This window comes from Ochrobactrum sp. P6BSIII (assembly GCF_014138065.1).
Lineage (GTDB): Bacteria > Pseudomonadota > Alphaproteobacteria > Rhizobiales > Rhizobiaceae > Brucella.
In genome coordinates this window covers 104,277-125,378 of sequence record NZ_JACGXB010000002.1, presented here as the reverse complement: position 1 = coordinate 125,378, position 21,102 = coordinate 104,277, and the positions used below count along the sequence as shown (strand labels likewise).

The following is a 21,102-nucleotide window of genomic DNA, read 5'->3' as shown; positions in this document are numbered from 1 at the left end:
CCAAAGTGTAAGGTCTATACTGAATTCACTTACTATATTAGATATTAGTAATATTATCGAGCTTATTTGCCAACCCTGCGACCCACCCGGGCAAGCAGGATAACCGGCACGATGCCGATCACCACAATGGCGAGCGCGGCAATCGACGCTTCTTCATATGTACCGCGCGCCGCTTCGCCGTAAAGATGTGTTGCGAAAGTTTCCATATTGAGCGGGCGCAGCAGCAGTGTTGCTGGCAATTCTTTCACGCAATCCACAAACACCAGCAATCCGGCAGCAACAATGGCCGTTTTGGAGAGCGGCAGGTGAATAGAGCGAAAGGTCGCCGTCACGCTTCGTCCAAGGGTGCGCGATGCATGATCGAGCGAAAGCGGAATTCGTTCCAGCCCGGCATCGATGCCACCAGCGGCAATGGCCATAAACCGAACGCCATAGGCATAGACCACCGCAGCGCCCGAACCGATCAGGATCAGACCGGCAGGCGCGCCGAAGAAATACCCCGCCAGCAGGTTGAAGACATGATCGAAACTGCCGGAAACAACCAGAATACCGATGGCAATCACCGTACCCGGCGCGGCATAGCCCATGGTGGACAGGCGGTAGAACCAGCGGGAGGCCGCTCCCGGAAACAGACGGACCGCATAAGCCACCATCATGCCGCAGACCAGCACGATCGCTGTCGCAATCGACGCCAGCAATATAGTGTTGAACGCCTCCCCGGCGAGACGCGGGGATATGCCCGCAAAGCGCGCGCGCTTGACCGCCTCGACGAGCAGATAGAGGGCGGGACCAATGAAGCCGATAACGACCGGCAGGGCGCCGAGAGCAAACAGCCACAATCCTCTGGCGGTGGAAACCTTTGACGGCTCGAAACCGCGTGAATGGCGGATGTTGGAAGCAAAGCGCTGTTTGCGCCGCGCCCAGCGCTCCAGCGAGATCAGCGCCACCACGATCAGCAGCAAGGCCAGCGCGAGTTGCGCCGCGCCCGGCAGATCGGAGCGCGTGATCCATGTTGTATAGATGGATACCGTCAGCGTGCGAACGCCAAGGAATTCCGCAGCGCCAACGTCATTCAGTGTTTCCATCAAGGCGAGACTAACACCAACGGCAACAGCCGGGCGCGCCAGCGGAAGCGCCACCCGCCAGAAAATGCCGCGACGGCTGACGCCGAGCGTCCGCGCCGCATCCATGAGACTGGCCGACTGGGTGAGAAACATCGCTCGTGTCGGGATATAGACATAAGGATAGAGCACGAAGCCCAGCAGCAGAATGCAGCCGGTCATCGAACGGATATCCGGCAGGCGAAACTGACGCGGACTGTCAAAGCCCAGCACATAGCGGATAGCGCCTTGCACCGGCCCTATCGGATGAAGAATATCCAGATAGGCATAGGCGACAATGTAGGTCGGCACCGCAAGCGGCAGTAGCAGCGCCCATTCCAGAATGCCACGCCCGCGAAAATCATAGGCTGTCACCAGCCACGCCATCGACGTCCCGACGAGTGCGGCAATACAGCCGACGCCGAGCAGCAGAATGACTGTATCGGCAAAGGCTGTCGGCAATAATGTGGAGAGCAAATGCTGCCATAGACCTGCCGAGCCCTGCAAAGCTTCGCGAGCAAGCGCCAGAACAGGCAGGAAAACAAGAAGCGCGATCACCGCCGCGGCCCAAAGCCAGACACGCCCCGCCCTTGATGGCCGGAAAAGCGAATGTCGTGCTGTGGCGGGCATATTTGTCATCGTGCTCGTGATAATCAAACGCCGGCGCATGAAGCACCGGCGCTTTGTTCATACTGTCATTCTGGTTTTAGTTGTCGAAACCAACCTTATCAACCAGTTCGCTGGCTTCCTTGCGATGGCTGACGATTTCAGTCAGCGGAACCTTGTCGATCTTCAATTCGCCGAACGACTTCACAATCGCATCGACCGGAGCTCCTGGCTTCACCGGGTATTCGTAATTGGCCTCGGCATAGATCTTCTGTGCTTCGTCGGAGACGAGATATTCGAGAAGCTTGATAGCTTCTTCCTTATGTGGGGCATTCTTGGCCACGGCTGCGCCGCTGATATTGACCTGCGTGCCGCCGTCCTTGAAGGTCGGGAGAATGACCTTGATGCCCTCGCCCCAGCCCTTCTGCTCATCGCCGCCCTTACCCGACCGCATCAGGCCGACATAATAGGAATTGGCAACGGCGATATCGCAAATGCCACCGACAATATCCTTGGCGCCGTCGCGGTCGCCACCGGCAGCCTTGCGGGCCAGATTGGCCTTCAGGCCGGTCAGCCAGGCTTCGGTCTTTTCTGCACCGTAATGGGCGATGTAATCGGCAAAAAGCGCGGTATTGTAAGGATGCTGACCAGCGCGAATGCAGATCTTGCCTTTCCACTTCGGGTCGGACAGGTCTTCGTAATTGATGGCGTCGAGTTCCAGATCCTTTGCGGCATATACAACACGGGCGCGCAGCGATAAGGCATACCAGTTGCCCTTCGCGTCACGGAGCTGTTCCGGCACGGCTTCGCTCAGCGTCTTGGATTCGACCGGCTGCGTCAGTCCCTTTTCCGCGAGATCGACAAGGTTGCCCGCATCGACGGTCATCAGAATGTCAGCTGGGGAGCTTGCGCCTTCCGAAGCAACGCGCTCGGCCAGACCATCCTTCAGAAACACCGTATTGACCGTAATGCCCGTCGACGCCTTGAATGCGTCAAGCAGAGGCTGGATCAGGCCCGGTTCGCGCGTTGTGTAAATGTTCACCTCATTGGCGGAAGCAGTTCCAGATAGAAATGTCGCTGCAATGAGAGCAAGGCTGGCACGCGCGAAAATGGGCATTTTACCTCCGTTTGGAATAATTCCAAATTAAATGATGAGTGATGCAATCAACTTATATTAGCTGTTTCTGGTTCGGTCAATCGCCGCGCCGGGCAAAAGCGAACCAATCGAAATCAGCTGTGGAAGATCAAGGCCTTATCGCGGTCGAAACGAACAAACACATGATTGACGGTGCTTGGCACATGGATGGGCGTGCGCAGACGCAAGCGCAATGGGGCAGCGTCGGCATGGAGCACCAGCTCCTCCGTTTCGCCGAGGAAGGTGCGCATCTCGATCAGGCATCGCAGATCGCCGGAAACGGCATCGTCATCTCCAACAATATGCAGATCGCCGGGACGCAGATAGACAGACACGTCCCTAGCGGATTGCAGCGCTTTCGGCGCTTTGAACGAACCAAAAGCGGTTTCTACCGTGCTGCCCTGCAATGCGCCGGAAATGACATTGAAATCGCAAAAGAAGTCCGCCGCATAACGGCTTTCGGGACGATCATGAAGATCGCGTGCGGTGCCGCTTTGAACGATCTCGCCCGCACGCATCAGCACGACGCGGTCGCCGGTCGACAGCGCTTCTTCCGCCTCATGCGTCACGATGATTGCTGTGGTGCCGAGCGCACGCAACAGGCTGACCGTCTCGCGACGCACCTTTGCCCGCAGACCCCGATCCAGATTGGAAAACGGCTCATCCATCAACAGAAGATGCGGCTTGGGCGCCAGCGCTCGTATCAGCGCCACGCGCTGCTGCTCACCGCCCGACAGCATATGCGGATAACGGTCTGCCATATGCGACAGGCCGACAAGTTCGAGCAGTTCGCGCACCCGATCTTGTGCCGCATCGCGGCGCATTTTCCGCAGACCAAACAGGACATTGTCGCGCACGCTCAAATGCGGAAACAGCGCATAATCCTGAAAGACAACGCCGATATTACGCTTGTCAGGTTCCACGAATGTGGTTGGAGAAGCCAGTACCTTGCCGCCCATGGTCAGCAAGCCACCATCGGGTGCGTCGATACCGGCAATAATCCGCAGCATGGAGGTCTTGCCGCAGCCGGAATGGCCGACGAGACAGATGATTTCACCTGCCTGCACATCGAGCGACACATTATTGAGCGCAAGGACAGAGCCAAACTGGCGGGTAACGCCCGAAAGCGTCAGAGCCGGGCCGGATGCTCCGACCTCTTCCTGCAATTGCTCAATCTGATTTCGCGCGTCCATGCCTGACCGGAATCCCCATATCCATTCTGCCGCATATAGACACTGTTTTTCAGCTTCGCCACCAAAACAGGACCGATTTTCTCAAGAACTGGATAAGCACCTCCATCTTTTTAAGAATTCGATGTTGCTTTGAGTATCAACTTGGTTGATTGCGAGCAAAAAGCGGAGCATGGTCGGCACTCTTCCGCATGCCCAATCACACTTCAGGAGAATGACCATGGGGCCCGTCACGGACAAGGTCGCGACAGCCGAACGCCTGCCGCAAGAAACGAAAATTGCCATTATCGGCGGCGGCGTTATCGGTGTTTCCACCGCCCTGTTTCTGGCCGAACGCGGCATTCCCGTCGCCCTGTTCGAGAAGGGTGAAATTGCAGGCGAGCAATCCAGCCGCAACTGGGGCTGGTGCCGTCGCACGGGCCGCGATACCCGCGAAATGCCGCTGATCGTCGAAAGCATGCGGCTTTGGGATGGAATGAACGAGCGCACAGGCCGCGAAACCGGCTTCCGCGTGACCGGCATCGCCTATGCGGCTGAAAAAGCCGAACAGATGGCGAATTTTGAGCAGTGGATTGCCGCTGCCCGCGAACATGGCATTGAAACCGACATTCTGAACAGCCAGCAGGCCGAAGCACTGGCTCCCGGCCTGACTCGTCGCCTTGCTGGCGGCATGATCACGCCGCTCGACGGTCGCGCAGAGCCGCAAAAGGCAGTGCCCGCCTTTGCCGCCAAGGCGCAGGAAGACGGTGCTGTCATCATGCAGAATTGCGCAGTACGCGGCATCGAAACGACCAATGGCCGCGTCACCGCCGTTCTGACGGAAAAGGGCCGCGTGCGTTGTGAGGCTGTCGTGGTGGCTGGCGGTGCCTGGTCGCGCCTGATCATATCGGAGTTCAACGCCCGCCTGCCGCAGCTCAAGGTGCGCTCGTCGGTGTTCCGCACCACGCCGATTGAGGCTGGTGTCGAACCTGCCATCGCCTATTCGGATTTTGCGCTGCGCAAGCGGCTCGACGGCGGCTATACGGTCGCGAGCCTCGGCGGCTCAATCGCCGATATCGTCCCCGACAGCTTCCGCTATCTGAAGGATTTTCTTCCCTCGCTGTCGAGCGGCGAATGGTTCAATGTGCGCTTTCGTTTCGGACAGCGCTTTTTTGAAGAAGCGTTCCAGTGGAAGCTGCGTCCCGCCGATCAGGTCTCGATCTTCGAGAAAGTCCGCATACTCGACCCGGAACCACACCGCGCTGCCAATGCGGCCATTCTGGCAAAACTGAAACAGGCAATCCCTGCCTTTGCATCCGTCTCGATTGCACAGGAATGGGCGGGGATGATCGATACCATGCCGGATATCATTCCGACCATTTCGCCGATCCCCGGTGTTGAAGGCCTGATCGTCGCAACCGGCTTCTCGGGCCACGGCTTCGGCATCGGCCCCGGCGCTGGCCGTCTGGTTGCGGATATGGTCAGCGGTGAAACGCCGGTGGTTGATCCATCGCCGTTCCACATTTCCCGCTTTTCCGACGGCTCGAAACTGCGCATCGAGAACTGGGGCTAAGCCAGACGCAACACAATCCCCGGAGCCGACAACTCCGGGGCATTTAACGCGGAGTATTCAATCACGCCGCAGGCAAAGCGTGCGCCACCGCCACCGAGCGGCTTTGGCTCATCCGAATAGTTATCGCCGCCGACATGGATCATCAGGGCGCGGCCCTTGACCTCATCCAGCGACTTGAGGCGCGGCGAAACCACACTGCCGGTGATCTTGCCGTCTGCATCCGCTTTCAAGAGCGGCAGGTCGCCCATGTGGCCCTCGCCTTCTGGCCCCATATGGTGCTTGGTATGGCCCGGATCATAGTGACCACCAGCCGCCTGTGCCGCAACGGTCTTTCCGTCCTGTTCTGCCGGTGCACAGCTTCCCTTCTCATGGAGATGGAAGCCATGTTCACCCGCAGCAATGCCCTGAAGATTGGGCGTAAATTGAAGGCCGTCAGCGGTTTGCGAAATCGTAATCGTGCCGAGTTCCTTGCCCTGTCCTGTGGGCAGCGCTTCAAACATTTTCACGCTCACACCGTCCGCAAAGGCGGGCACGGTCGCAAGCGCGAGTATCGAACCTAAAATCAAACTGCGCATCGTCTCCTCCATCCTCAAATTCGTTTCCGATGCAGGATTAACGTGCGGACGAGCAAATTGTTCGGTTTCCGCATGGTGCGGATGATTGCGCGGCGGTGTTCCGCCGCGCAATCCGGTATCCGATCAGACCGTCACAAACTGTCCCATCATGCCGACATCTTCATGCTCCAGCACATGGCAATGGAACATAAACGGATGGCTGGGCACGGCTTCCCGGTCGAAGTGCACCAGAAGCTCCGCCTTGCCATCGATCAGCGCCGTGTCCTTCCATCCCGATTGATGGGCGGGCGGAGCCTTGCCGTTCAAGGTCAGGATACGGAAAGAGGCCCCGTGGATATGGAACGGATGCGCCATTTCCTTCGTGGTCAGCTCCCATATTTCCCAAGAGCCCATCTTGGCCTCGACATCAACGCGCTTCATGTCGAAGGGTTCGCCTGCAATCGCCATGCGCACGCCGGATGTCAGCGCATCCAGCGCCGGACCTGCCTCGGCAGATGTGCGGCTGCCGTGCATCATGTCGTGGTCCATCTGACCACCCTGCATAGCCCCCATATCCATCTTGCCCATGTCCATATTGCCCATATTGTGGCCAGCATGGGGGTCTGCGGCAGGCTTTTGCATCATCAGCTTCATGTTTTCGGCCATGCGCTCATCAAAGAAGAATGAACGCCTGCGCACCGATTTGCTGGGGTCTGGCGCTTCCGGCGCTTCGAGATTTGCCGGTATGTCTTTGACACTTCCCTTGAGAGCGGTGTCGACGCTGAACCGCATCAGCATCTGATCCTTGCCGCCGCTGTCGTCGCTGGCGGTCAAAAGCTCGACACCCTCGCCACCCGTCGAAAAATCGACCAGCACCTCATAACGCTCGCCGGGGCTGATCGTCAGCCGCTCGACGGCTTCCGGCTTGCCGGTAAAACCACCATCCGAAGCGAACACATGCAGCGGACGATTATCGCTGAACCGTACATGGAAATTGCGTGCATTTGCGCCGTTGAGAATGCGCAGGCGCACAACCGCCGCAGGCACTTTCGCTTCCGGCGAGATAACGCCATTGACGATCAGCCGGTCCCCGCGAAAGCCATGCATCAGATCCATGATATCGGGCTGATACACCTTGTCCCCTTCAATGACACGGCGGTCCTGAAGCACCAGTGGAATATCATCCACACCATAGGTTTCCGGCAGGCCGCGCTCGGCATCCTTGCCGTCACTGACGATCATCAGCCCGGCAATGCCCATATGCGCCTGACGGGCCGTGGAACCATGCAGATGCGGATGAAACCAGTTGAACGAAGCTGGCTGATTGACCGTTACCTTCGGTTCCCAGCGATCTCCTGCCGGAACGAGATTATGCGGCCCACCGTCAAGGCCCGATGGAACGAACAGCCCGTGCCAATGCAAGGTCGTCTCCTCATCCATGTCGTTCTCAACGGCAAGCGTGACGCTTTCGCCATTCTTGAGGCGCACGACGGGGCCGAGATAGGTTCCATTGATACCGGCAGACGCTGCATCACTGCCCGGCTCGAACGAATGGCGGCCTTTGCCGATCTTGAGCTTTACGACACCCGCGGCATCGGGTTCCAGCAAGGGCGGTATGGGCAGGCTCTGGCCCTTGGCTACGGAGGCCATTTCCATCGCGCCATGGCCCATATTCTGATGCGCATCCTGCGCAAAACCGGTCAAAGGGCGAATGGCGGCAAAGCTTGCCGCGCCCGCGCCAAGCGCGAGCAGGCGGCGGCGAGTTAATCCACGCATGGTGAAGTCTCCAATTAGAATTCCAGACAATAATCCTGTCGCCGCCGATGGATCGGCAGCGCATTCGGTGATTAGAGCGGGAGTGCTATTGGAGGTCGGAGAAGGTCGTGCCGGGGATCGCTGCTTATTGCAGCGACGAGTGGAGGAAGACCGAAATCCTGTGACGGTGCCAGCACGCCGATATCGGCATTCAGCTGAACGATACAGCCGCAGGTCATCATCACACAGGCGACGGGAGATTTTGCTCCATGATCCATGGGCGCTTGTTGGCCCGCATGGTGAGACATCGGCATCGTGCTATCAGCGGACTGCTGTTCGCTCATGTGAGAGCCGACGGAAACGCCTGTCGTTGGCATATCATGCGCCATGGCATAGCAAAGCTGAGTGGACACGAGAAACAGCAGCGACAGAACCGTCACCAACACGCGCGACGGCACATGCAGGAAGGAAAGCCCCCACATGTTGCGTCGCCCGCCGATGTTCTGTTTCAACAACTGCATATCCGCATCCGAAATGATGCCCAATTGGTACCGACCCGAATCTAGGGATGCGTTGCGACAATTGAAAGGCCTATTCTTGTCTCCCATGATTTTGATCGCACTTTCACTTTTCTTTCGAAAAGAAGAGTTCTGCGTTCATAAAATTACGCAAACACCCTTTTCCGCTTGCGATTCCGTATTGCAAGGTTTTAAAGAACCTCATCTTGGCTGCTCCCAATTATAACAGCCCACAAAAACGGATAAGAAAAATGACTGTCGCTCAAGCGGTTGTTCCGCAGCAAAACTCCGCGCGCCGCGTTCTGGCCGCAAGCATGATCGGCACAACGATCGAATTCTTTGACTTCTATATTTATGCAACGGCCGCGGTGATTGTATTCCCGCATCTGTTCTTCCCGGCCAGCGATGGCAATTCTGCACTGCTACAATCGCTTGCCACCTTTGCGATTGCTTTCTTCGCCCGCCCGATTGGCGGCGCGCTGTTCGGCCACTTCGGCGACCGGATCGGCCGCAAGGCAACGCTCGTTGCAGCACTCATGACCATGGGTATTTCCACGGTCGCCATCGGCTTCCTGCCAACCTATGAATCCATTGGCGTCTGGGCAGCTCTCCTGCTGGCGCTGTGCCGTCTCGGTCAGGGCCTCGGCCTCGGTGGTGAATGGGGTGGCGCAGTGCTGCTCGCAACCGAAAACGCACCGGAAGGCAAGCGTACCTGGTACGGCATGTTCCCGCAGCTTGGTGCGCCGGTCGGCTTCATTCTGGCAACGGGCATTTTCCTGTTCCTGGCTGAAATCCTCACCGAAGAACAGTTCTTCGCCTTTGGCTGGCGCGTTCCGTTCATTGCCAGTGCAATTCTCGTCGCGGTCGGCCTCTTCATTCGCCTGAAGATCGCTGAAACGCCGGAATTCCAGAAGGCCATCGACAAGGCAGAGCGCGTTGAAGTGCCGGTTGCCACGCTGTTCAAGCAGCACAAGCTGAACCTGTTTCTCGGCACCATTGCCGCAGTCGCAACCTTCGTGCTGTTCTACCTCATGACCGTGTTTTCGCTCGGTTGGGGCACGCGCGCCCTTGGCTACAGCCGTGAAGAATTCCTCGTCCTTCAGATGATCGGCGTTGTGTTCTTCGGCCTGACCATTCCGCTGTCGGCTATCCTGTCCGACCGCTACGGCATGCGTCCGGTGATGATCATCGTCACGATCCTGATTGGCGTCTACGGCCTGATCATGGCTCCGCTTTTCATGGGCGGTACGGCTGGTGTTCTGGCCTTCCTCATCATCGGCTTCGGCCTGATGGGCATGACCTATGGCCCAATCGGCGCAGCACTTGCCGAACCGTTCCCGACCTCGGTTCGTTATACCGGCGCATCGCTGACCTTCAATCTGGCTGGGATTCTCGGCGCATCGGTCGCGCCTTATATCGCGACCTGGCTCGCCACGCATTATAGCTTCGACTATGTCGGCTATTACATGGTGGTTGCGGCCCTGATCTCGCTGATCGGCTTTACCTTCATCTCGTTCAAGCGCGGCAGATAAGGCCACGCCTGAAAACAAACAAAAGCCCGCGTGGAGCGATCCACGCGGGCTTTTTTCTTTTCCTTCGCCGAAACCTTATTCGACGTCGGCAGCTTCCAGTGCGATTGCGACCGACTGGATGATCGACGCAAAACGCGCTGCCGTCTGAATGACTTCCGTCGTCACATTGGCCTTGCGCAGCACATCTTCATGCGCGTCAATGCACATGCCGCAACCGTTGATCGCCGACACGGCAAGCGACCAAAGTTCGAAATCGACCTTGTCCACGCCCGGATTGCCGATCACATTCATGCGCAGCTTGGCTGGCAGTGTGCGGTAGTCCTTGTTGGAGGCCAGATGCACGAAACGGTAATAGACATTGTTCATGCCCATGATGGATGCAGCCGACTTTGCAGCCTGCACCACCGATGCGTCGACCTTGCCAGCGGCTTCGGCGGTCAGCGCCTTGCGTACATCAGCATTGCGCGAAGCGATGCCGCAAGCCACGAACAGACCGTATTTCTGCTGCGGGGTCAGCGTTTCGTCGCTGGCCATGGATGACAGGTTGAGGCGGACATCCTTGGCGAAATCCGGAATTTTTGACTTCAGGTCGTCAATCGACATGGAACCCTCTTATTTCTTATTGCTGGATAAAAGAAAGGCGGGCCTGAACCCGCCTTTTGATTGCTTGTACGCGGCAGATCAGGCTGCCTTCAGCGTGTCGCCACCGACTTCGCGGTTGCAAGGGCACAGCTCATCGGTCTGCAAAGCATCGAGAACGCGCAGCGTGTCCTTCGGAGCGCGGCCAACATTGAGGTTGGTTGCGTAAACGTGCTGGATCGTGTTGTCCGGATCAACAACGAAGGTGTAGCGGTAGGCAACGCCATCCGGCGAACGAACGCCGAGGCCGTCAACCAGCGAACCATTGGTGTCGGCAAACGACCAGATCGGCAGCTTGTCGAGATCCTTGTGGTCGCGACGCCATGCCAGCTTCACGAATTCATTGTCGGTGGAACCGCCGAGAACTACAGCGTCACGGTCTTCGAAATCCGAAGCCAGGCGGGCAAATTCAGCGATTTCCGTCGGGCAGACAAAGGTGAAATCCTTCGGGTAGAAGAAGATAACCTTCCACTTGCCTTCAAAGCTCGTTTCCGTCAGCTCTTCGAATGCCGAAACGCCGTTTTCTTCGTGATGGTTGAAGCCGGGCTTTACGCCGGTGACCTTGAAAGAGGGAAGCTTATCGCCAATACCGAGCATCTTAACACCTGCCTGTAAATTCTATAAAGATTCAGAAAATTCAGAATTTTCAGAACTTTCTGCTTGCGAGTCATCTATAGTCGGCTTGCCCATATCGGTCAAAGCGATTAAAGCGATTGTTCATATCGATTATAACGATAAGTCCTTCATTTTATGCTCAATATCAGCGTCCGCCAGCTTCACTATTTTCTCTCGCTCGTACAGGCTGGCTCCTTTTCGCGTGCAGCGGATGCCGTCGGCGTCACCCAGTCCACGTTGAGCGCCGCCATTCAGGCGCTGGAAGCGGAACTGGGCGTCACATTGATCGACCGTACGGGCCGACGCATGCAGCTATTGCCCGCCGGAGAGGATTTTCTGGCCCGCGCCCGTGATATTGTGGCGCGCATCGAAGAACTGCCCGAACATGCGCGGCAGGCCGAACGTCCACTGACCACGCGCCTGCGGCTGGGTGTCATTCCGTCCGTCGCGCCTTTTTTCCTGCCGAAAGTTTTGCCTGCTACAGCCAATGCCTTTCCCGAGCTGCAATTGACGGTTCGCGAAGGGCTGACGCGCAGCCTGCTTGAAAGCCTGCGCTCCGGCACGCTGGATGTCGCGCTCGTGGCGCACCCCTATGATCTCGACGAGTTCGAAATGGCGGAAATCGGTCATGATCCGTTTTTCCTCGCCGTGCGTCGCGACCACGCGCTTGCCAACCGGGACCGCGTCGATGCCGACGACGTGCTGGATGAACCTTTTCTGCTTTTGGAAAGCGGCCATTGCCTGCGTGAACATGTGATGGCGGCCATCGGCTCGAAGCCTGCGCAAAGCGGTGGCGATGTGCATGCCACCAGCATAATGACGCTGGTTCAGCTCGTACAGTTCGGCATGGGCGTCACGCTGTTGCCGGAGCTGGCGGTCAAGGCCAATGTGGCGCGCGGCACCGATCTCAGCATCGTGCCCTATGAAGGCAAGAACAATTACCGCTCGCTGGTTCTGGCGTGGCGGGCAAATGCGGCCCGGCGCAAGGAATTTCAGCTCTTCGCCAGCCATCTGCGCGACAATTGCATGGGCGACGAAGCCTGACCTGAACTACAGAACGCCCCAGGCACGAAAGCGGCCTCGGCCCGTCATTTCCCGCAGGTTGAGTTCACCGACCAGCTTCAACGCGCCCTGCTGCGTGACTTGCAGCTCCTTCTCGATCATCTGGCTTGAAACCAGCGGATTGCTCAGGATCATCTCCATCAATTGGGGCAAACGCGATGAAGAACGGCGACCCTTCAGCTTGCGCTGCATCTGCTCGCGCGCCAGCATCAGGCGGTCATGCTCCTTCATTCCAGCTTCCGCAGCCTCTTCGATCGCCGCCAGAAAAACCTTGAGGCGCGTCAGCCGGTTCGGCGCACGGCGTTCATTGGGCTTCTTCGTCTGCAACCCGACGCTGATCGCGGGCAGATGATGGGCGGCAATGCCCGACTGGCTCAGAAAGGAAGCCGTCAACAGGCGGCCAATCCAGGATGAACGCTGCACCACCTGCATCGAGAACCAGGCGTCATGCATGATTGCGGCGCGCAGGAGCGGCGGCAAAGGCCGGGTTGAATCGAAAATATCGCGCCATTCCTGCAGTCGCTCGGCCTCGTCCCAGTCGTCTTCATAAATCAGCGTATCGCGCGGCAACGGTTTCGGCTTGCGGGCTTCACTCGTCACGCCTTTCAACAGGGCATCAGTCCGCGCCAGAAGCGCATCTATATCATCGAGCAACGGATCGCTGTCATCATCATCTGACAGGGCGGATGGCTCCGGCTCCGGCGTTTCAGCGATATCGGAGTTAAGCCCCAAGAGCTGCCGCATACCGACAGGGCTCATCGCCCAGCCAGCAGCACGGTTCGCAATCTGGCGGCGCATGCGCAGCACGGCATGGGCGACGGTCAGGGCATGGCTCGGCGTGCGGCTGTCCATCAGCGCATCATGGAGTACGAGGTCTTCCAGATGCACCAGTTCGCCTTCCAGCCACATGGATGAAACGGCGTCATGCATATGCATGCGCCGTATCAATCCGTCACAGATGGGAGAACGTGCCAACCGCTCATCCAGCCGTGTCAGCGCGGCAGTCGCACCAGTCACGGCCAAGAAAAGTTCCTCAAGCGGCAGGTCATCGATTTTGTAAGCCATATCCGCATATCGCAGCCTCGCGACCGGAAAGGCAAACGGAAATCAATAGCTAGGCAAGAACGTCCGCAACTTTCACCGTGCGGCCCTCTTTAACCGAGCGCAAAGCCGCCTCGGCCAAAGCAAGGGCCTGCAAGCCATCCTCGGCGGAAGGTGACGGCGCTTTGCCGCTATCCAGCGCATCGATGAAAGACGCGATTTCCGCTGCATAGGCCTGTGTGTAGCGCGTCATGAAGAAATCGTGCAGCGGCGGACGGGTGTAACCATCCTTGGACGCCACCTCAATCGACACCGGACGCTGGTTTTCTGCCGATGCCGCACCCAGCGATCCATGCACTTCGATACGCTGATCGTAGCCATAGGAGGCGCGACGCGAATTGGAGATGATGCACTGACGACCGGAAGCCGTGGTGAGGATGACGCTGGCGCTATCAAAATCGCCAAATTCGCCAATCTTCGGGTCCACCAGCACCGAGGCGGAGGCAGAAACGCTGTCAATTTCTTCGCCGAGAAGAAAACGCGCCATGTCGAAATCATGGATCGTCATATCGCGGAAAATCCCGCCTGAAACCTTGATATATTCGGCTGGCGGCGCGCCGGGATCGCGGCTCGTGATCGTGACCATTTCGACCTTGCCGATCTGGCCATCGTCAATCGCTTTGCGGACTGCTGCAAAATGCGGATCGAAACGGCGGTTGAAGCCGAGCATCACCTTCGCACCAGTCTCCTTGATGACTTTCAGGCAAGCCCGCACCCGGGCGATGTCGAGATCAATTGGCTTTTCGCAGAACACCGCTTTGCCTGCCCGTGCAAAGCGCTCGATCAGATCGGCGTGGGTGTTGGTCGGCGTGCAGATCAACACCGCATCGATATCACCGGACTTTTCGATCTCTTCGATTGTGCGCACTTCCGCACCGGCGACGTCGCCAATCGCATGCGCCGCCGCTTCATTGGCGTCGGCGACCGCAACCAGTCTGGCGCGCCTGTCCGACGCTATCGCGCCCGCATGAACCTTGCCGATGCGACCTGCGCCAAGCAGTGCCAGACGTGTCACCATTGCCTTATCCCTCCCAGGAAACAGCCGTTGAACGGCTACAAAAATGCTTGATATTCCTACCGATGCATTTACCGCTAAATTGCCCCGGTTATTGGGGATCACGCGCAAGGCATATTGGAATATTTATTCTATTTTGCTAGAATGTAGCATAAAGATTGTCAAGACACCCTTTTGGAAAGTCCGCGATGGATAGTGTTTCCACTTCATCCCCAGCCCCAGCGACCGTCAAGGAATTTGAAGCGCGTCTGCTGGAAGTTTCAGACCGTCTGCCAAAACGGCTTAAGCAATGCGCGGATTTTGTCGCGGCCAATCAGGATCGCATCGCGGTTTCGACAGTGGCAGAAATGGCCGATGGCGCGGGTGTTCAAAGCTCTGCCTTCATGCGATTTTGCCAATTGCTCGGCTTTTCCGGCTTCTCGGAAATGCAGAAGCTTTTCCGCGAATCCTATGCTGGCGGCTGGCCGGATTATTCGACCCGTCTGGAACATCTGCGCGAGACAGCAGCCAACAGCGCGCCTGCCTTGCTGGCCGAATTTGCCGAAGCTGGTCGCACATCGCTTGAAGGCCTGCTCAAGACCATAGAACCGGAGGCGCTGGAAAAGGCCGTCGAGATTCTGGCGCGCGCCGAGACCATCCATCTGGTCGGCATCCGCCGCGCATTTCCGGTAGCAAGCTATCTCGCTTATGCGCTGGAAAAGATGCAGGTTCCGGCGATGCTGCACAGCGCTGTCGGCAAACTGGAAAACATGCACGCCATCCGCAAAGGCGATGTGCTTTTGGCAATCACCTTTTCTCCCTACTCTGCTGAAACCATTGAGATGGCGGAATCAGCTGCCGCTCGCGGCATCGATGTCGTCGGCATCACGGACACGATCGTCAGTCCCCTGAGCAAGCTTTCACGCCAGACCTTGCTGGTGTCCGAAGTGGATTTCGGCGCTTTCCGCTCCCTTTCCGCCACTCTCTGCCTCGCTATTGCGCTTGCCGTCGCAGTCGGCACCGCCCGCCAATCGAGCTAGGGCGGCGCTGTTTCTCATCAAAGCCGCCCTAGCATTTTATTTATACGCATTTCCGAACGCAAAACCGCTTCACACTTTTGCTGGAAATGCTTGCATTCCATTTTTCGGTTGAAATGGAATAATAAATCCATTTTAATCAGAAATGGAATAACTGCTATGCGCACAGAATCGCATTGCGGTCATCATAAGAGGTGCCGAGGGAGGAAGCGCATTTCATGGAGAAGCCGCTCGACTTGATAACGATTGGCCGGTCTTCGGTGGACCTCTATGGCGCGCAGATCGGCGGCCTTCTCGAAGATATGGCTTCCTTCAACAAATATGTCGGCGGCTCACCGACCAATATAGCGACAGGAACCGCCCGGCTCGGCCTCAAATCCGCGCTGATTACGCGGGTTGGCGATGAACATATGGGCCGTTTCCTGCTGCGCGAGCTGGAACGGGAAGGTGTCGACACGCGCGGCATCGTCACCGATCCGCAGCGTCTGACGGCACTCGTCATTCTCGGCATCCGTGACCAGCAGCATTTCCCGCTCATCTTCTATCGCGAGAACTGCGCCGACATGGCGCTCTGCGAAGACGATATCGACCCGGATTTCATCGCTGAAGCCGGATGTGTTCTCGCAACCGGCACTCACCTGTCGCATCCCCGCACAGAAGCAGCGGTCATCAAGGCGCTGCGTCTTGCGCGTCAGAATGGCAGCCGTACTGCGCTTGATATCGACTTTCGTCCCAATCTCTGGGGTCTGTCGGGGCACGGCGATGGCGAAAACCGTTTTATCGAGTCGGTTGCCGTCACTGCCAAGCTGCAATCGAGCCTGCCGCTTTTCGATCTCATCGTCGGCACGGAAGAAGAGTTTCACATTGCAGGCGGCTCGACCGATACGCTGGTAGCCCTCAATGCTGTTCGCAAGATCACCGATGCTGTCCTCGTCTGCAAACGCGGGCCGATGGGCGCGGTTGTTTTCGAAGGCGATATTCCGGACGATCTCGACAAAGGACAGAGCGGAGAAGGCTTTCCTATCGACGTTTTCAATGTGTTGGGCGCAGGCGACGGCTTCATGTCCGGCCTGTTGCGCGGCTGGCTGAAAGGCGAAGACTGGCCGACCAGCCTGAAATTCGCCAATGCCTGCGGCGCTTTCGCCGTCTCCCGGCATGGCTGCACGCCCGCTTATCCAAGCTGGGAAGAGATGCAATATTTCTTCCGCACCGGCATTCGCAATCAGGCGCTTCGCAAGGACGCGCAACTGGAGCAGGTGCACTGGTCCACCAACCGCAATGGTGACTGGCCGCATATGCGGGTCTTCGCTTTCGATCATCGCATCCAGCTGGAAGAGATGGCTATCGAGGCTGGCGTGGACAGTGCCAGGATCGGTGAGTTCAAACGGTTGTGCCTCGATGCCGCCTTGCAGGTATCCGGTGGAAGCGGCGGCTATGGCATCCTGTGCGACGGCAGGCTGGGCCGGGATGCGCTCTATCGTGCGGCTGGTTCCGGCCTCTGGATCGGGCGACCCACCGAATGGCCGGGATCGCGCCCGCTGAAGCTTGAACCGGACCTTGGAGCAGATTGCGGCGGGCTTGTGGAATGGCCGGTCGAGCATGTGGTGAAGCTCCTGTGCTTCTACCACCCGGACGATACCGCAGACATGAAGGCTGAACAGGAAGACACCGTCAAACGGCTTTTCACGGCGGCGCGACGCAACCGGCTGGAATTCCTGCTGGAGATCATTCCGTCCAAGGCAGGCCCCGTCGATGACGAGACCACTGCGCGTGTCATTCAGCGCTTCTATGATATCGGCGTCTATCCCGACTGGTGGAAGCTGGAGCCTATGAAGACCAAGGCGGCCTGGGCCAATGCCTGTGAAGCCATCACCCGCAACGATCCATACACCCGTGGTATTGTCGTTCTTGGGCTTGATGCGCCTGCAGAGGAACTGGAATCGAGCCTCGGAATTGCGGCAGGCTTCGATCTTGTGAAAGGCTTTGCCGTCGGCAGAACCATCTTCGGTGACGCAGCGCGCAAATGGCTGAACGGCAAGATCAGCGATGATGAGGCCATTGCCGAAATGGTCGCGCGCTACAAAAACCTGTGCGATGTCTGGGACAAAGTGCGCAGACACTGATTCATATGTCGGGAGGAAACATGACAACCGTTCGACTGACCGCCGCGCAAGCGCTGGTGCGTTATCTCGCGAACCAGATGACGCCGGAAGGCGACACATTCATCGCAGGCGTCTGGGCCATTTTCGGTCATGGCAATGTGGCGGGGCTGGGCGAAGCGCTTTACGGCATCCGCGAGCAACTGCCGACATGGCGCGGCCATAACGAGCAGACCATGGCCCATGCGGCCATCGCCTATACCAAGCAGCTTGGTCGCAAACGCGCCTGCGCCGTCACATCCTCCATCGGCCCCGGCGCGACGAATATGGTGACGGCTGCGGCGCTCGCCCATGTGAACCGCCTGCCCGTTCTGCTTATTCCGGGCGATGTCTTCGCCAATCGCGGCCCTGATCCTGTGCTGCAGCAGATCGAGGATTTCGGCGACGGCACCATGACCGTCAATGACTGTTTCCGCCCGGTAAGCCGCTATTTCGACCGCATCACCCGGCCGGAACAGCTTCTTACCGCCTTGCCCCGCGCCTTCCGCACCATGACCGACCCGGCCGATTGCGGCCCGGTGACGCTCGCTTTTTGTCAGGATGTTCAAACGGAAGCCTATGACTGGCCGCTGGAATTCTTTGCGCCCAAAGTCTGGCATTGGCGTCGCCCTCCACCCGATGAGCTGGAGCTGGCAACCGCCATCGCGGCTATAAAGAGCGCGACCAAGCCTGTGATCGTCGCAGGCGGTGGGGTGCATTATTCCGGCGCACACGAGGCTTTGAAACAATTTGCCGAAACGCACGGCATTCCCGTCATCGAAACACAGGCTGGCAAATCCGCGTTGCCATGGGATCATACGCTCAACTTTGGCCCCGTCGGCGTAACGGGTGCCGATAGTGCCAACGCCGTTGCCGCAGAAGCGGATCTGGTGATCGGCGTCGGCACCCGCTTTCAGGATTTCACCACCGGCTCATGGGCGCTGTTCAAGCATCCCGGCCGGAAACTGCTGTCGCTCAACGTCCAGCCCTATGACGGATCCAAGCACAGTGCATTGCCTTTGGTGGCGGATGCGCGGATCGGGTTGCAAGCGCTTAACCCTGGGCTTTCTGGTTACAAGCGCCAGCCGGTCGACACGCGCCTGAAAGACAAATGGTTTGCCGATGCGGACCGGATTACCGCTGCACCGGCGGAAGGCAATGCACTGCCCACCGACATGCAGGTCATCGGTGCCGTGCAGCGCCAGTCACGTGACAATACCGTTGTCATGTGCGCAGCCGGCACGATGCCGGGCGAGTTGCACCAGCTCTGGAAAGCCGGGCGCGCCATGTCCTATCACATGGAATATGGCTTCTCCTGCATGGGCTATGAAATCGCGGGCGGCCTTGGCATCAAGATGGCGGAGCCGGATCGCGATGTCATCGTCATGGTTGGCGATGGCTCCTATATGATGGCGAATTCCGAACTCGCCACTGCCGTGATGCTTGGCCAGAAAATCACCGTTGTCCTGACCGACAATCGGGGCTTTGGCTGCATCAACCGGCTGCAAATGGCCACAGGTGGCGCGGAGTTCAACAATCTGCTCGACCATTCGGCCCATGTGAACCCGTCGCAGATCGACTTTGCCGCACATGCCCGCGCCATGGGGGCTGACACGCGCAAGGTTACCTCGATCAAGGAGCTGGAAGCTGCTCTTGCCGAAACGCGCGAAAGCCTGCGCACAAGCGTGATCGTCATCGATACCGATCCCTATCCAACGCCCGACACCGGCGGTTGGTGGTGGGATGTCGCGGTGCCGGAAGTATCGGAGCGCGAACAGGTGCGCGCAGCCCGCCGTGACTATGAAGCCCAGCTCAAGGAAAGAAACTGACCGATGATCCTTTACGGCACCAATCCCATTGCCTGGTCCAATGATGACGATCGCAGCCTTGGCGCGCATATCACGCTGGATCAATGCCTTGATGAAGCTGCGAAAATCGGCTTCGACGGCATAGAAAAGGGCCATAAATTCCCGCAGGAACCGCAAGCACTCAAGGCTGTATTGGAGCTGCGCGGATTGCACTATGTCTCAGGCTGGCACTCGCTGAACCTGCTCGTCAATTCGGTCGAAGACGAGAAGGCCGCGATGCAGCCAGCGCTCGATCTTCTGAAAGCCATGGGCTCGAGGGTGATCATCGTCTGCGAAACCTCCAACGCCATTCATGGTGACAATGATAAGCCGCTTTCCGAGCGCCCTGTGCTGGAAGAGGCCCGTTGGGCCGCGTTCGGCGCAGGCGTCGAAGCGCTCGCCGCCCATGCGGCTGAACAGGGGATCGCGCTCGTCTATCACCACCATATGGGCACGATCGTGCAGAGCGAGGACGAGATCGACTTGCTGATGCAACATACCGGTCCGGCGACGAAACTCCTGCTCGATACCGGGCATTGCCTGTTTGGCGGTGGCGATCCTGAGCGCGCAGCGAAAAAGCACATGGCGCGTGTCGGCCATATCCACGCCAAGAATGTTCGCCCGGCGATCGCGACCGAAGTCAGCGACCAGAGCCTTTCCTTCCTTGAAGGGGTGCGTCGTGGCGTGTTCACGGTCCCCGGCGACAAGGAAGGCGCGGTCGATTTCGTACCCGTTCTCAAGCAAGCCGCCGAACATGGTTATCAGGGCTGGCTCGTCATCGAAGCCGAACAAGACCCGGATATTCGCAACCCGTTCGAATATCAGACGCTTGGGCTGAAATCGCTGAAAGCATTCGCCAGAGAAGCAGGACTCGACAAGGGAGACTGAGACATGGCCAATCTGTTACGCAAGCCGCAGGGCGCGCATGGCAAAGTCCACGACATCACACCGGAAAGCGCCGAATGGGGCTATGTCGGTTTCGGTCTCTACCGGCTGAAGCCGGGCGACACCGTCTCCGAGCGGACCGACGCCACCGAGGTCATTCTGGTTCTGGTGGAAGGCAAGGCCAGAATTACCGCATCAGGCGAGGATTTTGGCGATATGGGCGAACGCATGAGCGTTTTCGACAAGCTGCCACCGCACTGCGTCTATGTTCCGGCGGAAAGCGACTGGATCGCAATGGCGACGACCGATTGCGTTCTGGCCGTTTGCACTGCGCCGGGCAAGCCCGGACGCAAAGCGCAGAAACTTGGCCCCGAAGGCCTGACGCTGGAGCAACGCGGCAAGGGCGCCAACACGCGCTACATCCACAATATTGCGATGGAAGGCCGTGACGTTGCCGACAGCCTGCTGGTGACGGAAGTGTTCACGCCACAGGGCAACTGGTCGTCCTACCCCCCGCATCGGCATGACGAGGACAATTATCCGGATATGACCTATCTGGAGGAAACCTATTATCACCGGCTCAATCCGGCGCAGGGTTACGGCATCCAGCGCGTCTTTACCGAAGACGGCAGCCTTGATGAGACAATGGCCGTTTCAGACGGTGACGTCGTGCTGGTCCCGAAAGGGCATCACCCCTGCGGTTCACCTTATGGCTACGAGATGTATTATCTCAATGTCATGGCCGGACCATTGCGCAAATGGCGCTTCAAGAATCATCCAGACCATGACTGGATTTTCCAACGTGACAATCCATAGAAAAAGCCCCGGAAATCCGGGGCTTT

General features: G+C 58.2%; 18 protein-coding genes. 8 read left to right on the top strand and 10 right to left on the bottom strand.

Features of this window, described 5'->3' with window-relative positions:
• Nucleotides 1–62: 62 nt before the first annotated feature.
• The 3 genes from FHW00_RS02930 to FHW00_RS02920 all read right to left on the bottom strand — a co-directional run bounded on the left by FHW00_RS02930 (nucleotide 63) and on the right by FHW00_RS02920 (nucleotide 4,034).
• The gene (locus FHW00_RS02930) at nucleotides 63–1,739 is read right to left on the bottom strand and encodes an ABC transporter permease (protein ID WP_078337065.1); all 1,677 of its coding nucleotides are present in this window, start codon (nucleotides 1,737–1,739) and stop codon (nucleotides 63–65) included.
• 67 nt (nucleotides 1,740–1,806) lie between these two features.
• On the bottom strand, nucleotides 1,807–2,823 hold the full coding sequence (locus FHW00_RS02925) for a Fe(3+) ABC transporter substrate-binding protein (protein ID WP_078336814.1): 1,017 nt from the start codon (nucleotides 2,821–2,823) through the stop codon (nucleotides 1,807–1,809).
• 113 nt (nucleotides 2,824–2,936) lie between these two features.
• Nucleotides 2,937–4,034, bottom strand: a complete 1,098-nt coding sequence (locus tag FHW00_RS02920) for an ABC transporter ATP-binding protein (protein ID WP_078336813.1) — start codon at nucleotides 4,032–4,034, stop codon at nucleotides 2,937–2,939.
• A gap of 217 nt (nucleotides 4,035–4,251) precedes the next feature.
• Between FHW00_RS02920 and FHW00_RS02915 the strand changes: the two genes are divergently transcribed.
• The gene (locus FHW00_RS02915; protein WP_078336812.1) at nucleotides 4,252–5,583 is read left to right on the top strand and encodes an NAD(P)/FAD-dependent oxidoreductase; all 1,332 of its coding nucleotides are present in this window, start codon (nucleotides 4,252–4,254) and stop codon (nucleotides 5,581–5,583) included.
• Here the strand turns inward: FHW00_RS02915 and sodC are convergent.
• The 3 genes from sodC to FHW00_RS02900 all read right to left on the bottom strand — a co-directional run bounded on the left by sodC (nucleotide 5,580) and on the right by FHW00_RS02900 (nucleotide 8,413).
• On the bottom strand, nucleotides 5,580–6,158 hold the full coding sequence (gene sodC, locus FHW00_RS02910) for a superoxide dismutase family protein (protein WP_078337064.1): 579 nt from the start codon (nucleotides 6,156–6,158) through the stop codon (nucleotides 5,580–5,582). The two genes, FHW00_RS02915 and sodC, sit on opposite strands and share 4 nt — an antisense overlap.
• Before the next feature lie 123 nt (nucleotides 6,159–6,281).
• Nucleotides 6,282–7,913 carry a multicopper oxidase CueO gene (gene cueO / locus FHW00_RS02905; RefSeq protein WP_078336811.1) on the bottom strand — a complete coding sequence of 544 codons (1,632 nt, stop codon included), beginning with the start codon at nucleotides 7,911–7,913 and terminating at the stop codon, nucleotides 6,282–6,284.
• A gap of 71 nt (nucleotides 7,914–7,984) precedes the next feature.
• Complete coding sequence (locus FHW00_RS02900; RefSeq protein WP_078337063.1) at nucleotides 7,985–8,413, bottom strand: hypothetical protein; 429 nt, start codon at nucleotides 8,411–8,413, stop codon at nucleotides 7,985–7,987.
• Nucleotides 8,414–8,661: 248 nt separating this feature from the next.
• Between FHW00_RS02900 and FHW00_RS02895 the strand changes: the two genes are divergently transcribed.
• On the top strand, nucleotides 8,662–9,942 hold the full coding sequence (locus FHW00_RS02895; protein ID WP_078336810.1) for an MFS transporter: 1,281 nt from the start codon (nucleotides 8,662–8,664) through the stop codon (nucleotides 9,940–9,942).
• A 75-nt stretch (nucleotides 9,943–10,017) separates the two neighbouring features.
• Here the strand turns inward: FHW00_RS02895 and FHW00_RS02890 are convergent, their stop codons facing one another.
• Together FHW00_RS02890 and FHW00_RS02885 are read right to left on the bottom strand one after the other, a co-directional pair.
• Nucleotides 10,018–10,545 carry a carboxymuconolactone decarboxylase family protein gene (locus tag FHW00_RS02890; RefSeq protein ID WP_078336809.1) on the bottom strand — a complete coding sequence of 176 codons (528 nt, stop codon included), beginning with the start codon at nucleotides 10,543–10,545 and terminating at the stop codon, nucleotides 10,018–10,020.
• A gap of 78 nt (nucleotides 10,546–10,623) precedes the next feature.
• On the bottom strand, nucleotides 10,624–11,178 hold the full coding sequence (locus FHW00_RS02885) for a peroxiredoxin (RefSeq protein WP_078336808.1): 555 nt from the start codon (nucleotides 11,176–11,178) through the stop codon (nucleotides 10,624–10,626).
• Nucleotides 11,179–11,331: 153 nt separating this feature from the next.
• On the opposite strand from FHW00_RS02885, the gene FHW00_RS02880 reads away from it, so the two are divergent.
• On the top strand, nucleotides 11,332–12,240 hold the full coding sequence (locus FHW00_RS02880) for a hydrogen peroxide-inducible genes activator (protein WP_078336807.1): 909 nt from the start codon (nucleotides 11,332–11,334) through the stop codon (nucleotides 12,238–12,240).
• 6 nt (nucleotides 12,241–12,246) lie between these two features.
• Here FHW00_RS02880 and FHW00_RS02875 read toward each other — a convergent pair whose 3' ends face one another.
• Both FHW00_RS02875 and iolG read right to left on the bottom strand, forming a co-directional pair.
• Complete coding sequence (locus FHW00_RS02875; protein ID WP_078336806.1) at nucleotides 12,247–13,323, bottom strand: RHE_PE00001 family protein; 1,077 nt, start codon at nucleotides 13,321–13,323, stop codon at nucleotides 12,247–12,249.
• Between the two features lie 49 nt (nucleotides 13,324–13,372).
• Nucleotides 13,373–14,377: an inositol 2-dehydrogenase gene (gene iolG, locus FHW00_RS02870; protein ID WP_078336805.1), complete on the bottom strand. Its 1,005-nt coding sequence runs from the start codon at nucleotides 14,375–14,377 to the stop codon at nucleotides 13,373–13,375.
• A 185-nt stretch (nucleotides 14,378–14,562) separates the two neighbouring features.
• Between iolG and FHW00_RS02865 the strand changes: the two genes are divergently transcribed.
• The 5 genes from FHW00_RS02865 to iolB all read left to right on the top strand — a co-directional run bounded on the left by FHW00_RS02865 (nucleotide 14,563) and on the right by iolB (nucleotide 21,076).
• Nucleotides 14,563–15,393: a MurR/RpiR family transcriptional regulator gene (locus FHW00_RS02865; RefSeq protein ID WP_078336804.1), complete on the top strand. Its 831-nt coding sequence runs from the start codon at nucleotides 14,563–14,565 to the stop codon at nucleotides 15,391–15,393.
• 215 nt (nucleotides 15,394–15,608) lie between these two features.
• Nucleotides 15,609–17,513, top strand: a complete 1,905-nt coding sequence (locus FHW00_RS02860) for a bifunctional 5-dehydro-2-deoxygluconokinase/5-dehydro-2-deoxyphosphogluconate aldolase (RefSeq protein WP_078336803.1) — start codon at nucleotides 15,609–15,611, stop codon at nucleotides 17,511–17,513.
• 20 nt (nucleotides 17,514–17,533) lie between these two features.
• Nucleotides 17,534–19,357 carry a 3D-(3,5/4)-trihydroxycyclohexane-1,2-dione acylhydrolase (decyclizing) gene (gene iolD, locus FHW00_RS02855; RefSeq protein ID WP_078336802.1) on the top strand — a complete coding sequence of 608 codons (1,824 nt, stop codon included), beginning with the start codon at nucleotides 17,534–17,536 and terminating at the stop codon, nucleotides 19,355–19,357.
• Between the two features lie 3 nt (nucleotides 19,358–19,360).
• Nucleotides 19,361–20,263 (top strand): myo-inosose-2 dehydratase, encoded by a 903-nt coding sequence (iolE, locus tag FHW00_RS02850; protein WP_078336801.1) that lies wholly within the window; start codon nucleotides 19,361–19,363, stop codon nucleotides 20,261–20,263.
• Nucleotides 20,264–20,266: 3 nt separating this feature from the next.
• Nucleotides 20,267–21,076: a 5-deoxy-glucuronate isomerase gene (iolB, locus tag FHW00_RS02845; RefSeq protein WP_078336800.1), complete on the top strand. Its 810-nt coding sequence runs from the start codon at nucleotides 20,267–20,269 to the stop codon at nucleotides 21,074–21,076.
• Nucleotides 21,077–21,102 lie beyond the last annotated feature (26 nt).